The sequence below is a fragment of the Ectopseudomonas toyotomiensis genome (genome assembly GCF_017167985.1).
GTDB classification, from domain to species: domain Bacteria; phylum Pseudomonadota; class Gammaproteobacteria; order Pseudomonadales; family Pseudomonadaceae; genus Aquipseudomonas; species Aquipseudomonas toyotomiensis.
Window position 1 is genome coordinate 737,409 of the sequence record NZ_CP070505.1, and the last position, 14,327, is coordinate 751,735.

The following is a 14,327-nucleotide window of genomic DNA, read 5'->3' on the forward strand; positions in this document are numbered from 1 at the left end:
GCCTGCTAATCGTCACGCGGCTATGCGAAAATCTGCGGCTTTGCATTGCCACGGCCCAGTCATGCGCCCATTCCTTTTCGCCACGAGGCTTCGTTGATGCCTCTGGATATTCACCAGTTACGCCAGGAGGACTGGCGTTCCGAGTTCGGCGCGGGCGACCTGCGCCGCGGCATTGCCTACGCCGAAGAAAAGCGCAGCAAACTGCTCAGCCTCAAGGACCACAGCCTGCTCGCCAACTGCCGCGGCTCCGGCGGTCAGACCTACCAGCAGCGCATCACGCTGCACCCTTACGGGCGCAAATGGAGCGTGACCGGCCACTGCAACTGCCCGGTTGGCTTCAACTGCAAGCACGTGGTCGCTGCCCTGCTCACCCTGGAAGCTCAACAGCGCGCTGGCAGCGACCTGTCGGACATCATCGTGCTGAACAAGGAACTGGCGGAAACACGCCTCGAAGGTATCACCCCCTCCGCCATCCTCAGCTTGGGCAGCCAGGTGCGCGTGCATTTCGACGCACGCAAAGGGCGCATGCAGGAACAGACCCAGCACCGCGCAGCGCTGGCCTTCGACTACGCCGGGCACAAGGTTTTCGGCAAACCGGCCAAGGATCTGGTCAAGCGCCTGGATGAGCAAACCAACCTGCGCCTGATCCGCGACGGCGGTGCCGAAGCCAGCCTGCGCAAACGTCTGGAAAGTCTCGGCCTGCAGGTAGCCCTGCGCCAGAGCGAGGCGCTGCCGGCAGAAGCCGGCGAGCCGTTCGAGCTGGAGCGCGAGCGCGACTGGCTGGATTTCGTCCAGCAGCAACTGCCGCAGCTGCGCGCCGAGGGCTGGCAAATCCACATGCGCCCGGACTTCCAGTACAACCTCGCCGAGGTCGACGACTGGTACGCCGAGGTCGAGGAAGATCCGCAGCAGAACTGGTTCGATCTGGAGCTGGGCATCGAAGTTGAAGGCCAGCGCCTGAGTCTGCTGCCGATTCTGCTCCAGGCCATTCGCCGCACGCCCTGGCTACTGGCGCCCGAAGCGCTGGCCCAGCGCGCCGACGAAGATCGCCTGCTGGTCAGCCTGCCGCAGGGCGGCAAACGCATCGCCCTGCCCTTCGCCCGTTTGAAGCCGCTGCTGGCCACGCTCGGCGAGCTATATTTCCGCGACCCTGGCGACGATCATCTGCCGCTGCGCCTGGGCCGTGCCGACGCCGCACGCCTGGCCGAACTGGCCCAGGGGCACGAACTCAGTTGGCAAGGCGGCGATGAGTTGCGCGGCTTCGCCCAGCGCCTGCAGGACCTGTCGGTACGTGAAATTGCGCCACCCGAGGATTTGCAGGCCGAACTGCGCACCTATCAGGTGCAGGGCCTGAACTGGATGCAGACCCTGGCCGAACTGCGCGTCGGTGGTGTACTGGCCGACGACATGGGCCTGGGCAAGACCCTGCAGACCCTGGCGCATATCCTCTGCGAGAAACGAGCGGGCCGCCTCGACAAGCCCGCGCTGATCGTCATGCCCACCAGCCTGATTCCCAACTGGCAGGACGAAGCGGCGCGCTTCACCCCGCAGTTGCGCGTACTGGCCCTGCACGGCAACAAGCGCAAGGCGCTGTTCGAGGAAATCGCCAAGCACGATCTGATCCTTACCACCTACGCCCTGTTGCCGCGCGACCTCAAGGCGCTGAACCAGCAGCGCTATCGCCTGCTGATTCTCGACGAAGCGCAGAACATCAAGAACCCGCGCAGCAAGGCGGCCACTGCAGCGGCACAGGTGCAGGCCGACCTGCGCCTGTGCCTGACCGGCACACCGCTGGAAAACCACCTGGGCGAGCTCTGGTCGCTGTTCCACTTCCTCATGCCGGGCTGGCTCGGCGACGCCAAGGCCTTCACCCGCGACTACCGCACACCCATCGAAAAACGTGGAGACGCCCAGCGCCTCAATCACCTGAACGGGCGCATCCGTCCGTTCCTGCTGCGTCGTAACAAGGAACAGGTGGCCAGCGAACTACCGCCGAAAACCGAGATTACTCAATGGGTCGAGCTGACCCAGCTGCAGCGCGACCGCTACGAGACTCTGCGCCTGGCCATGGACCAGAAGGTACGCGAGGAAATCACCCGCCAGGGTCTGGCCCGCAGCCATATCGTCATCCTCGAGGCGCTGCTGCGCCTGCGCCAGAGCTGCTGCGACCTGCGTCTGCTGGGTGACGACGACGGCGAGCTGAGCGCCACTGATTCGGGCAAGCTCAGCGCATTGCTGGACATGCTCCAGGAGCTGGTCGACGAAGGCCGCCGGGTGCTGCTTTTTTCCCAGTTCACCTCGATGCTGGCGCTGATCGAAGCAGAACTGCAGACACGCAAGATCACCTACGCCAAGCTGACCGGCAGCACCCAGGACCGACGCACGCCGGTACAACGCTTCCAGGCGGGGGAGTTTCCGGTGTTCCTGATCAGCCTCAAGGCTGGCGGCAGCGGCCTCAACCTGACCGCCGCCGATACCGTGATTCACTTCGACCCCTGGTGGAACCCAGCCGCCGAAGCCCAGGCCAGTGACCGCGCCTACCGCATCGGCCAGGACAAACCTGTGTTCGTCTACAAGCTGATTGCCCGTGGCAGCGTCGAAGAGAAAATCCAGCAACTGCAGCAGGCCAAGGCCAACCTGGCCAAGGGCGTGCTCGACGGTGGCAGCCAGGGCCAGTGGCAACTGGATGAAGAGGACCTGGCGGCGCTGTTCGCGCCGCTCGACTGACGCCTCGCGCCACCCTGACGCCCGCACGGGTGGATGAAAAGAGCGTCACCCACCCCAGGTATCAATCAGACGCATCGTCGCGCTCGGACTCGGCATCCTCGCGGTTACGCGCCTTGCTGCGCGGGTGCGGGCCAGCCACGGCGGGAAAGCGCGACGAGGCGTAGCGCACCACCAGAATCGCCAGGGCCAGCAACAGGATAGCCCCGGACACCATCACCACGCCCCAGCTCGGCTTGTGCGTGTGGGAAATGTCGGAAATCAGCAAACGGGTCAACGCGGTGATCGCCACATAGATCATGAAGCGAATCGGCATGTGGTTGGTCTTGAAGTAGATGCCAACCATCGCCGCCAATTCCAGGTAGATGAACAGCAACAGAATGTCATCGACCGTGATGTGGCCCTTCTCCAGCATGCCGATAAAGGTCATCACCCCCGCCCAGGCCGTGATCGCCCCGATGGCGAACAGCGCCAGGTAATGGAAGGCCTCCATCAGCAGATTACCCAAGGATTCCGCCAGGCCATGCATGCCCATACGCAGACGTTCCGCCCAATTCATCGTGTCACTCCCCAAAGCCCTGCATAACGGCCCGGACATCCGAAATGGATGCCCGTCCCCAGCGATCATGCAGGAAAAACACCAGCTTCAGGATGATGCAGGGATGTGACGCAAAGACACAGGCGCGGATTGCCGCAGGCCTTTCAGAGCCACCAACTGAGCATCCCGCTCGCCAGCAGCGGCGCCGCGACCGGCAAAGCCCAGCGCAGGCGCCAGGCCAGCACGGCGACCAGCAGCAGTGCGGCGAGCATCAGTTGGCACAGCCACAGCACCGCGCCGATCTCGCCACCCAGGCTCAGGCTGCACAAACCCAGGGCAAGCGCGAAGCAGATCGCTGCAGCCCAGCGCAGAACGCGCTGGCGCAAAGACCCGGGCTCGCCGCCGAGCAAGGCTTTGTGATGACGCGACATGGTCAGGCACAGGGCGAGCATGCCGAGATAGGCCAAGGCAAAAGCGAGCAGCATCAGCGTACCTCCCCGGCCGGCTCGCGCGATGCCTGCGCCGGCCTGACCTGCAGCGCCGACGGCACGCCCAGACGCCAAACGTACAAGGCGCAGAGCAGGCCAGTCAGCAACAGGAACAGATCGATACCGGCCAACGCCCAGTCACCGCGTGCCAGGCTGGCCAGCAGATGACCCTGCGGCGCCAGCAGCCCGGACAGCAGCGGCAGGCCCAGGGCCAGCAGCGCGCCGAGGGTCAATTGCTGACGCAGCAGACGCGGGCTGTGCCGGCGCAGCACCGCCCACAACGCCAGTAGCAACCAACTGGCGACGAACACCCAGGCCTCCCAACTGGCCCGCGCAGGCAGATTCTCGGGCAGCAGGCGATTGCCCCACAGCAGAGCCAGGCTGGCCAGCGGCAGGCCGACGAACACCGCACCGTTGAGCGCACGCACCACACCGATACCCCGCCCACCACGGGCCGCACGCTTGCTCAGCCAGACCCGGCTGCCAGCCACCAGCATGGCGCAGCCGGCCAGCCCCAACAGCAGATAGACCGCCCGCACCAGGGCGCCACCGAACTGCGCCATATGCAGACCAACCAACCACAGGTAAGTGCTGTAGCCGGCAGGCGCACGCTGTTCATGCAGCAATTCGCCGGTGCCGGCATCGAAGCTCAGCGTATCGGCCGGGTTGGCGATGCGCGAGCTATCAGCGCGGCGCACCTCCACCACCGCCGAGGCATCGTCCGGGTGGTGCACGCTGATCCAGCCTGGCTCGCCGCCCTGCCAGTGCGTGCGCGCCTGCTCGATCAGCGTATCGAGGGAAACCGCTGCAGCCGCGGGACGATGCAGCTCCTCGCGGTGATACCCGCCCATCACCTCGCTGAAGAAGTGCGCGATATCGCTCTTGTAGGCCACCTGAACGCCAGCCGGCATGTAGGAGGCGACGAAGATCGCCACGCCGGTGTAGGCCAACAGCAGGTGAAAGGGTAAGCCAGCCACACCGAACAGGTTGTGCGCATCCAGCCAGGCTCGCTGGCCGTTGGCTGCCGGGCGCAGGGTGAAGAAATCCTTGAAGATGCGCCGGTGGATGATCACCCCCGAGATCAGCGCCACCAGCATGAACATGCCAGCCAGACCAACCAGATAGCGCCCGAGCATGCCGCCGTGCAGCTCATAGTGCAGCTTGAAGAAGAACTCGCCGCCCTGGGTTTCGGCCAAGGGTTGCAGGCTGTGCGGGGCGAAGGCGCGGCGCTCGATCCGCTCACTGCCGTCGACCTCCCAGGCCAGTTGCCAGAACGGAGCACGCTCGCTCGGTGGACGCAGCCAGAAGGCGTGCAGTTCGTCCGCGACGTTGGCCTGCAGCCAGCCACGCAGCTGCTCGGCGCTCAGCGTAGAGCCCTGCGGCAGGTGCAGCGCCGGGCGCATCCAGCGCTCCAGTTCCTTGTCGAAGCAGGCCACGGTGCCACTGAAGAGGATGACGAACAGCAGCCAACTGGGCAGCAGGCCGCCCCAGGTGTGTAAACCGGCCATGGATTGCCGCAGACTCATGGGCGCGCTCCGAACTCGGCAGGAAGGAAGGCAGCCAGGCACGCCAGGACTGTCAGCCCCACCAGCAGCATCCAGGCACGCAGGGCGCTGCGCGCAGCGAACGCATAGATCGCTGCAGCGCTCCATACGGCAAAGCACAGCAGGCTGGCGAACACCACACGGTCAGCGCGCGCCAGCGGCAGGTAGACGGAGAAGAACGCGGTAAATCCGTAGGCCAGGGCATAGCCACCGAACAGTGCGGCCAGGATCCGCGAAGCGATATTCCAAGGGGTAGGAGAAGGTTGCTTGCTCACGGTCTGCTCGTTGTTCGCTGATCGGGTTCGGAGCGGCGCCCGCATCGCGGGCGCCGTCCTAGCGCGCAGGATCTAGAAGCTATAGCCCACGGTGCCCACCACGGTACGGCGGCTACCGATGAAGCAGTCACCGCGGGACAGGCAGGTGGTGTAGTAGGTTTCGTCTTCAAGGTTGCTGGCGTTGAGGGTGAAATTCCAGTTCTGGTACTGGTAGCCGAGCATGGCATCGAACAGAGTGGTGGACGGTGTTTTCAGCCGGTCGAGGCCGTCCCAACTGGCCCCCACGTAGCGCACCCCGGCACCGGCGCTGAAGCCGGGAATGCCTGCGATGCTGAAACGATGCTGGCTCCACAGCGAGGCCATGTCCTCCGGCACGCTGGCCAGGCGCTTGCCCTCTTCGGCTGGCGCCCCCTTGAGCACTTCGGTGTCGGTCTTGCTGTAGGTGGCAATGAGGTTCCAGTTCGGGTTGATCTCCACCAGCGCTTCCAATTCCAGGCCGCGGGCACGGGTTTCGCCATTTTGCAGGGTGTTCAGCGGATCGTTCGGGTCAGGCATGCGCCGGTTCTGTTCACGCAGGTCGTAGACCGCCGCGGTGAACAGGCTGTTGCTGCCCAGCGGCTGATACTTGACACCCAGCTCCCACTGCTTGCCCTCGATCGGTTTGTACGGGTCGAGGGTACGGCTGTTGAGGCCAATGATCGGCTGAAACGATTCGCTGTAACTGATATAGGGCGCCAGGCCGTTATCGAACAGGTAGGTCAGGCCGACCCGCCCGGTGACGTCGTCGTCCTTCTGCCCCACGCGCCCCTGAGTCTTGCTCTCGGCCCAGTCCTTGCGCATGCCGAGCGTCAGCAACCAGTTCTCATAACGGATCTGGTCCTGGACGTAGAGGCCCTTCTGCACCGCCCGCTGTTCCGGATCTTCGCTCAAGGGGGTGCCGGAGGGGTCGAAGGTGCCGTATACCGGGTCGTACACATCCAACGGCGTGGCGGCGCCGCTGGCACGTTCGCGGTTGGTCACCGCGTGCTGGTAATCGCTGCCGAGCAGCAAGGTATGCTGCAGCGGGCCGGTGTCGAAACGCGCCTCGCCCTGATGGTCGGCTACCCAGACCTTCACCTCGGGCTTGGAGATGGAAAACACCCGATTGACAGTGCGGTTGTCGGCCTGCAGCACTGGCGGCCAGCCGTACATCGTCTGGTAGCTGACCTTGCTCTTCTGCCAGCGTAGGTTCTGCCGCAACGTCCAGGTGTCGTCCAGACGCCAGGAGAACTGCGAGGTCAGCGCAACCTGTTCGCTGTCGTACTCATCGAAGCCCGGCTCGCTGACGAAGGTGTTGCTATCGATCTCGCCATAAGGCGCACCCAACACGGTGCCACGATGCGGCAGGAACTGGCTGGTTGAGCCGGTATCGTCCTTCTGCACGTTGACCAGCAGGGTCCATTCGATGTCTTCGCTGGGCTTCCAGGTCAGCGAGGGCATCAGCACCAGGCGGTTGTCCTTGACGTGATCGACCTGGGTCTGGCTGTCGCGCTGCACTGCTACCACGCGGTACAGCAGAGTGCCCTCCTCGTTCAGCGGGCCGGTGCTATCCACTGCCAGTTGCTTGCGGTCGAAACTGCCGTACTGCGCCTGCAACTCGGTACGCTGCTCAGCCTGCGGACGCTTGCTCACCAGGTTGACCAGACCACCAACCGGTGTCTGCCCATAGAGCATCGAGGATGGCCCCTTGAGCACCTCGATGCGCTCCAGGGTGAACGGATCGGAGCGAATATTAGTGTAGCTGCCAAAGGTCTGCTGCAAGCCGTCAAGGAAGATGCTTGGCGCACTTCCGCGAATCATCGACCAGTCGCCGCGGCTGTCCAGGCCATAGGTTTCTCCTCGCATGCCGGCGGTGTAACGAAGCGCGTCCTGCACGGTCAGTGAGCCCAGATCGCGGATACGGTCGGCGGTGATCACGCTGACCGACTGCGGCGTCTCCAGCAGCGGCGTATCAGTCTTGGTACCGGTGGCACTTCGGCTCGCCACATAGCCGGCCACCGGCCCGTTGGCGCGCTCGACTTGCTGGGTCGCGACAATGCTCTGCGCCTCGAGCTCAACGGCCTCCTCTTCAGCCAGTACCATCAGCGGACTTAGCGCCAAACCCAGGGTTGCCAGGCGGACGGAGCTGGTCAGGGAACGGTGGACAGTGGAGGTAGGCATTGCGACTCCTTAGGCAATGTGAAGGTCGTGTAAGGCGGCGACATATTAGTGAGAAATGTTTTTATTTTAAATATCAATTGCAAAATGACGCCATCTGACGGCCTCCCCCACTCACCAGCTATAGCTGGCGCTGGCAGTCAGGGTGCGACCGTAGCCGTAGTAGCAGGTCACTTCGCTGCAGGAGGTGTCGTACTCCTTGTCCAGCAGGTTGCTGGCGTTGAGCGCCAAGCGCATGCCATCGAGTTGATAGTGCAGGCTGGCGTCGACCAGGGTGTAGGCCTCGGACTCGACGCTGACGATAGGTTCCAGCGTCGGGTTGAACGCCAGCGCGGCGTTGCGCGCGACATACCGGCTCTCGCCGACGTAGCGCACGCCGATGCCGCCGCCGAAGCCCTTGAATGCCCCACTGAGCTGGGTGTAGTCGAGCCAGACGCCGGCCGAATCACGCGGGGTACGCGGCAGGCGGCTGTCCTTTTCCCAGGCGTTGGGGCTCTTGCTGACGAAGGCATCGGTGTAGCTGTAGAACGCACTCAGATCCAGGCCCTCGGCCAGGCTGGCCAAGGCTTCCAGTTCGATGCCGCGGGAGCTGACCTCCCCCACCTGACGGCGCAGGGTACGCCCCGGATCACTGCTGCTGTCGTTGAGCACGTAGTCCTGCTTGGTCAGGTCGAACAGTGCCAGGCTGACGAAACTGCGCGCGCCCTCGGGCTGGTACTTCACGCCGATTTCGTACTGCTTGCCGCGCTCCGGGTCGAACGACTTGCCCGTGAGGGTATCGCTGCCGCTGACCGGGTTGAACGATTCGCTGTAGCTGACATAGGGCGCCAGACCGTTGTGGAACACATAGACCAGCCCCGCGCGACCGCTGAAGGCTTCGCTGGTGGTCTTGCTGTCGGCCTGCAGGGCGTCGTCGATCTGGTTCTGCGCCCAGTCGTAGCGGCCGCCAAGCAACAGCCGCCAGTGGTCGCCGAACTTGAGTTGGTCCTGCAGGTAGAGGCCGGTCTGGCGAGTCAGCAGGCTCTGCTTGCGATCGATGGCCGGCGATGCGAGTGGCCGACCGTACTGCGGATCGAGCAGATCCAGCGGCGGTACCGTGGCGCCATAATAGGCCGTTTCGTTGGAGCGGCTGCGGCGCCAGTCGAGGCCGAGCAACAGGTTGTGCTCGACGCTGCCGGTGGCGAAACTGGCCTCGGCCTGATTGTCCACGCCCCAACCACTCATGTGTTCGTCCTGCACGCCGGCGCTGCGCAGCAGGGTGCGGCCGTCGGACGGCAACACGGCATAGGCGTTGATGTAGCTGTATTCCAGGCTGGTCTCGTCGTAACGCAGATTCTGCCGCAGGGTCCAGGTGTCATTGAGACGGTGCGACAACTGATAGCCGACGGAATAGTAGCTGCGCGGGAAGTCGTTGAAATCCGGCTCGCCATCGAAGAAGTCGGGATCGCGGTCGTAGGGCAGGTTGAAGGTGTCGCGCAGGTACGGCGAGAAGTGCGTGCTGAAGCCGTAGCGCCCGTCGTCCTTCTGGTAGGCGGCCTGGAGCGTCAGCTCGGTGTCGGCGTTCGGCCGCCAGGTCAGGCTAGGCGCCAGCATCTGCCGCTGCATGCCGGTCTTGTCGACCTGGGCGTTCGCGTCGTTACCAAGCATCACCACCCGATAGAGCAGCGAACCATCGTCGCTCAACGCCCCGCCGAAGTCGCCGGCCAGCTCCGCCAGATCGTCGCTACCGGCGCGTACACGGACTTCATTGCGCGCCGTTTCGCTGGGCCGCTTGCTCACCTGGTTGACGATGCCACCAGGCTCGGCCTGGCCATAGAGCACCGACGCCGGACCACGCAGCACCTCGATGCGTTCCATCGCCCAGCTGTCCAGACGCGGCAGGCCGTAAGTGCTGGTCGGTTGCACCAGGCCATCGCGAAACACCCGGGTCTTGGCATCGAAACCACGGATGCTGAACCAGTCGTAACGGGTGTCGAAACCGTAGGGCACGCTGATGCTCGGGGTGTAGCGCAGCGCCTCTTCCAGGGTGGTGACGCCGCGTGCATCCATCTGCTCGCGACTGATCACACTGATCGCCTGTGGGGTTTCCAGCAGCGGCGTGTCGGTCTTGGTGGCGGTAGCGCTGCGGCTGGCGACATAGCTCCCGACCGGGCCGTTGGCGCGTTCAGCCGGCTGGGCGGTCACGGTCTGGCTCTGCAGCTCGAGGCTGTCGGCTGCCGCTTGCGGCGCCGGTTCAAGGCGATAGTCGCTCTGCCCGTCCAGCACCACGCGCAGGCCGCTGCCGGCCAGCAGTTGGGCGAAGCCCTGCTCCAGCGAGTAGTGCCCTTGCAGCCCGGAGCTGCTGCGCCCCCGGGTCAGCGCCGGGTCGAAGCTGAGCAGCACACCGGACTGCCGAGCAAATTCGGTGAGTGCCGACTCCAGCGCGCCGGCACTGACCTGGTAAGGCTGCGCAGCCCAGGCCGGGGTCGCCACGGGCAACAGCGCCAGCGGCAGACTGAGACTCAGCAGTGCGGCGCGTACGGCACGTGCCAGGGGCTGGAAACGACGGACAACGCGGGGCATGACGACTCCTTCGGCATAGCGTGAGGTAACGATTGCCTGGGAAGCCGGACGAACGAGAAAAACCTGCAAAAGAATTTGCGAACTATTTTCAGGTAGCCTGCAGGCTGACCCAATAGCGGGTGCGATAGACCACCCGCACCGGCAGGGTACGCGCCAGCATCGCCAGCACGCGGTCACTGTCGTCCAGCGGGAAGACCCCGGAGATACGCAACCCGGCCACCTCCGACGCACAGCGCAACACGCCCGGTCGCTGGCGCCCCAGCTCGGCGAGAAACTCCGTCAGCGGCATGTCGTGGGCCACCAGCAGGCCATCGACCCAGCGCCCGCGATCGACATTGGCACTGCCCAACTCGTGCAGCGCGCCAGCGCTCAGATGCACCCGTTGCCCGGCCTCGATGCGCTGCGTCACACCACCTCTGGGCCGTGCCTCGACAACCCCCTGATAAACCGCCAGCTCGCAGGCATGCGCCTGCTGGCGCACCTGGAAACGCGTGCCGAGGGCGCGCAGCAGGCCCTGCTCGGTACTCACCAGAAACGGCCGACCCAGCGGGTCGGCGGCGGTCTGCACGAGAATCTCGCCCTGATACAGCTGGATCAAGCGGCGCTCGTTGCTGTAGTGGATATCCAACGCGGTATCGCTGTTGAGATACAGGGTGCCGCCATCAGCCAACTGCAGGCGGCGCCGCTCACCGGTGCCGGTACGTTGTTGCGCCAGCAACGGCTGCCAGGGCTGCAGGTGCTGGCCCAGCACCCCGGCGGCCACCAGGCTGCCGAACAGGCCTAGTTGCTTGAGCGCGCGGCGCCGCTGACGATCCACTTGAGCGCCCGCCAGCGCCTGCCTGGCCAGTGGCGCCGAGACTCCGACAAACTGCTGGCCCAGGTGTTCCAGGCGCTGCCAGGCCTGCTCGTGCTGCGGATCGGCTGCCCGCCAGTCGGCGCACAAGTGCAACTCGTGCGCCGTGGCAGTACCCGAGGCGAGGCGCACGCGCCAGGCAATCGCCTGCTGCACCGTTTCGTCGAGCGCACTCATGCGTAGGCCACCCGGTAGCAATGAGTGAAGGCCTGGGTCATGTACTGCTGGATGGAACTGACCGACAAGCCCAGGCGCTCGGCGATCTGCGGGTAGGTCAGGCCATCCAGTTGCGACAGCAGGAAGGCTTCGCGCACCACCGGTTTGAGACCATCGAGCAAGCGATCGATGGCCACCAGGGTCTCCATGACCAGCGCCTGGCTCTCCGGTGAAGGCACCTCTGGCTCGGGCAACTGCGCCAAGGCGTCCAGGTAGGCACGCTCCAGACTGGCGCGGCGGTAGTGATCGATCAGCAGGCCACGGGCGACCGTGGCGAGAAAGGCCCGCGGCTCACGCGGAGCCTGCGCCTCGCGCTGCAACAGCAGGCGCACGAAGGTATCCTGGGCCAGATCGGCCGCCTGCTGCGGACAGGCCAGGCGCTGGCGCAGCCAGCCGAGCAGCCAGCTGTGATGGCCGCGATAGAGCGTTGCGAGGGAATCGCCTGAAAGAGGTTGGGCCATCGCCGAGAGTGTTCCATGAGACAGGACAGAAACGAATGCGAATATATTGCATTTGAAAAATACTGTCACCATGCCCTATCGCACGCTGGGCGCTTTTGCCGAGCGCTGCCAGAAATCAGGGACTCCACTCAACGAATCACGGTGAAGGCCGATCAACTCAATACTGGCCAAACGGCAGCGAGTCCTTTATTCTCGCCAATACTGTACAAAAAACCAGTTAATTACTGACCAACACGCATGAAGGCAGACGAGGTGATGAATGGCCGTCGAAGTGGTGTATCGCAGCAGTCGCGATCCGGAGCGCTTGTTTATGGATAAGGCTGAAGCCGATCGTTACGACAAGATGCTGGAGCTGGCCGAGCGCCTCAGCGAGGTTCTGCACAAGGCAGTACCGTCCTTGAGCGAAGAACAAGGTGAGGAGCTGGGTATCTTCATGGCCAAGAATCGCGATGTGTTCGCCAAGGCGTTCAAGAGCCAGCCGGATGCGCTCGAGGAACTCGAGATCGAGACCGCCAGCGAGTGACCGTGTAGCGCGGCCCCTCTTCCGCACGAGGGGTCTGCTCGGTAAAACCATCCAGCATCATGCTCTGCTGCCTGGGTATTGCGCCGCGACCTGCTCCAGCCAGGCCGGCAACTCTCGTCGCTTGATACCCTCACCTCGCGCACGGGCCAGCTGTTCGAGCATGTATTGACGTTTGCGCTCATCGCCCTCGGCAAAGGAAAGCGCCAGATCGCGGTCACTCCATTGGCGAATGCGGCGAAACAGCCACCAGTGAAAGTACAGGCCAGCGGCGGTGGTGACGACGATAATGAAATAGTCCATGGTGAATCCTCCTTTCACCACGCTAATCGAGCCCGTACGCGGCGCCAAGTGCGGCATTGCCGCAGACTATGGAGGCCATTCAATGATCCGTTGCAAGCGGGTTTATCTCGATGCCCAGGCCGGCGACGGCCAACGCATACTGGTCGACCGACTATGGCCAAGGGGCCTGTCCAGGGACGCCTTGGCATTCGATGAATGGCTACCCGAAGTCGCACCCTCTACCGAACTGCGCAAGGCCTTCGCTCACCGCGTCGAAGCCTTCGATGATTTCAGTGCGGCCTACCGCCGTGAACTGGCTGCTCACCCCGAACATTGGCAGCGCCTGCTGCACTGGGCAGCGGGTGGCACGCTGACGCTGCTCTACGCCGCACGCGATGAGGTGCATAACAACGCCCAAGTTCTGGCGGTTTTCCTCGAAGAGGAACTGCAGCGATACGACTCGCCCAGTTCACCGGTGTGTTACCAGGGCGAATTCGACGGCGATTGACCGTGCTGGCGCGGCAGGCTAGCCTTCAGGCTTCTGCAACATATTCGAACCTGCGTCCATGACCCTCACCGCGCCTTGCCTCTACGACTTCGCCAGCGCCGCCTGCCGCGCCGCTGCCGATGGCTGCGCGCCGCCACCAGCCTGTCACGCCGGCACGCCACCGCCGCCGGCCTCAGTCCAAGCGGGCTAACCCCGCCCTTCCTCGCTCCGTTTCATCGGCCTTGCCGAGACGTGTCTTTGCGCGCGTGCGGAGCTCATGCGGATTTTCGACAGGTGTTCCATCATGTTTTTCGATTCGACCTCTCTGCGCACCTATGGCGCGACCGCTCTGTTCGTATTGCTCTGGTCAGGTGGTGCGATCTTCGCTCGCCTGGGCCTGGACCATGCCTCTCCCTTCGCCTTTCTGATCCTGCGTTTTGCCCTCGCGTTTGCAGCGCTGGTGCTGATCGCCAGTTGTTCCGGGGTCTGGCTACCCGAACGCGACTTGCGCTGGCCAACCGCCAAGGCCGGCCTGCTGATGATCGGCGGTTACAGCATCTGCTACATGCTGGCGCTAGCCGAAGGGATCACACCCGGTGTGCTGGCGACGGTGCTCGGCGTACAACCCATCCTGACCCTCACGCTGCTGGAGCGGCGCACCTCGCTGCTGCGTGTGCTCGGTTTGCTGCTGGCGCTGGCCGGGCTGGCAATAATAGTCGCGGGCAGTTTGCTGAGCAGTGCCATGCCACTGTCCGGTATGGCGCTGACTCTTGGTGCCCTGCTCTGCATCACCTGCGGCACCATCGCCCAGAAAAACCTGAGACAGACGCCCATGCGCGCTCTGCCACTGCAGTACGGCCTCTGCCTGCTGGCTAGCCTGATACTGCTGCCCAGCCAGGAGTGGCAGGTGCGTTTTGACGTCGGGCTGATCGTGCCGCTGCTGTGGATGGGACTGGTGATTTCGGTGGGCGCACAGTTACTGCTGTACCGGCTGATCCAGACCGGCAACCTGGTCAATGTCACCAGCCTGTTCTATCTGGTTCCGGTGACGACAGCACTGCTCGACTACCTGCTGCTGGGGAACCGCCTTGCGACCAGTGCTCTGGCCGGAATGGTCGCGATCCTGCTCGGCCTGGCCCTGGTCTTTCGCTTCGCCCCTCAGCTGGAACGGGTCGGATAGC

13 protein-coding genes are annotated in these 14,327 nt (G+C 64.2%); 4 read left to right on the plus strand and 9 right to left on the minus strand.

Translation table 11 applies throughout. The annotated features are described in order from the left end of the window. The first annotated feature begins 96 nt into the window (after positions 1 to 96). A complete protein-coding gene (locus tag JWV26_RS03255; RefSeq protein WP_206418386.1) occupies positions 97 to 2,727 on the plus strand; it encodes a DEAD/DEAH box helicase in 2,631 nt (876 codons plus the stop codon). A gap of 61 nt (positions 2,728 to 2,788) precedes the next feature. Here JWV26_RS03255 and JWV26_RS03260 read toward each other — a convergent pair whose 3' ends face one another. From JWV26_RS03260 to JWV26_RS03295, 8 genes are all read right to left on the minus strand, one after another. Next, the gene (locus tag JWV26_RS03260; RefSeq protein ID WP_206418387.1) at positions 2,789 to 3,283 is read right to left on the minus strand and encodes a phosphate-starvation-inducible protein PsiE; all 495 of its coding nucleotides are present in this window, start codon (positions 3,281 to 3,283) and stop codon (positions 2,789 to 2,791) included. Between the two features lie 143 nt (positions 3,284 to 3,426). Then, entirely contained in the window at positions 3,427 to 3,747 is a 321-nt protein-coding gene (locus JWV26_RS03265) for a DUF3325 domain-containing protein (protein WP_394327903.1), read from the minus strand. Next, positions 3,747 to 5,276: a PepSY-associated TM helix domain-containing protein gene (locus tag JWV26_RS03270; RefSeq protein WP_074916904.1), complete on the minus strand. Its 1,530-nt coding sequence runs from the start codon at positions 5,274 to 5,276 to the stop codon at positions 3,747 to 3,749. The genes JWV26_RS03265 and JWV26_RS03270 overlap by 1 nt, the downstream gene beginning before the upstream one ends. Further along, complete coding sequence (locus JWV26_RS03275; protein ID WP_206418388.1) at positions 5,273 to 5,569, minus strand: DUF3649 domain-containing protein; 297 nt, start codon at positions 5,567 to 5,569, stop codon at positions 5,273 to 5,275. Before JWV26_RS03275 ends, JWV26_RS03270 begins: the two co-directional genes overlap by 4 nt. A gap of 72 nt (positions 5,570 to 5,641) precedes the next feature. Further along, the gene (locus JWV26_RS03280) at positions 5,642 to 7,768 is read right to left on the minus strand and encodes a TonB-dependent siderophore receptor (RefSeq protein WP_074916908.1); all 2,127 of its coding nucleotides are present in this window, start codon (positions 7,766 to 7,768) and stop codon (positions 5,642 to 5,644) included. Between the two features lie 111 nt (positions 7,769 to 7,879). Continuing rightward, positions 7,880 to 10,327 (minus strand): TonB-dependent siderophore receptor, encoded by a 2,448-nt coding sequence (locus JWV26_RS03285; protein WP_206418389.1) that lies wholly within the window; start codon positions 10,325 to 10,327, stop codon positions 7,880 to 7,882. 88 nt (positions 10,328 to 10,415) lie between these two features. Then, positions 10,416 to 11,357: a FecR domain-containing protein gene (locus JWV26_RS03290; protein WP_206418390.1), complete on the minus strand. Its 942-nt coding sequence runs from the start codon at positions 11,355 to 11,357 to the stop codon at positions 10,416 to 10,418. After that, positions 11,354 to 11,857, minus strand: coding sequence for a sigma-70 family RNA polymerase sigma factor (locus JWV26_RS03295; protein ID WP_206418391.1), 504 nt, complete (start codon positions 11,855 to 11,857; stop codon positions 11,354 to 11,356). The genes JWV26_RS03290 and JWV26_RS03295 overlap by 4 nt, the downstream gene beginning before the upstream one ends. 259 nt (positions 11,858 to 12,116) lie before the next feature. Here JWV26_RS03295 and JWV26_RS03300 point away from each other — a divergent pair, with 259 nt between their 5' ends. Then, the gene (locus JWV26_RS03300; protein ID WP_003462365.1) at positions 12,117 to 12,380 is read left to right on the plus strand and encodes a YebG family protein; all 264 of its coding nucleotides are present in this window, start codon (positions 12,117 to 12,119) and stop codon (positions 12,378 to 12,380) included. 57 nt (positions 12,381 to 12,437) lie between these two features. On the opposite strand, the gene JWV26_RS03305 is transcribed toward JWV26_RS03300, so the two are convergent. Next, positions 12,438 to 12,680 carry a hypothetical protein gene (locus JWV26_RS03305; RefSeq protein ID WP_074916916.1) on the minus strand — a complete coding sequence of 81 codons (243 nt, stop codon included), beginning with the start codon at positions 12,678 to 12,680 and terminating at the stop codon, positions 12,438 to 12,440. Positions 12,681 to 12,762: 82 nt separating this feature from the next. Between JWV26_RS03305 and JWV26_RS03310 the strand changes: the two genes are divergently transcribed. Together JWV26_RS03310 and JWV26_RS03315 are read left to right on the plus strand one after the other, a co-directional pair. Continuing rightward, positions 12,763 to 13,167, plus strand: coding sequence for a DUF488 domain-containing protein (locus JWV26_RS03310; RefSeq protein WP_206418392.1), 405 nt, complete (start codon positions 12,763 to 12,765; stop codon positions 13,165 to 13,167). A gap of 283 nt (positions 13,168 to 13,450) precedes the next feature. Next, entirely contained in the window at positions 13,451 to 14,326 is an 876-nt protein-coding gene (locus JWV26_RS03315; RefSeq protein WP_206418393.1) for a DMT family transporter, read from the plus strand. The last annotated feature ends 1 nt before the right edge of the window (position 14,327 follow it).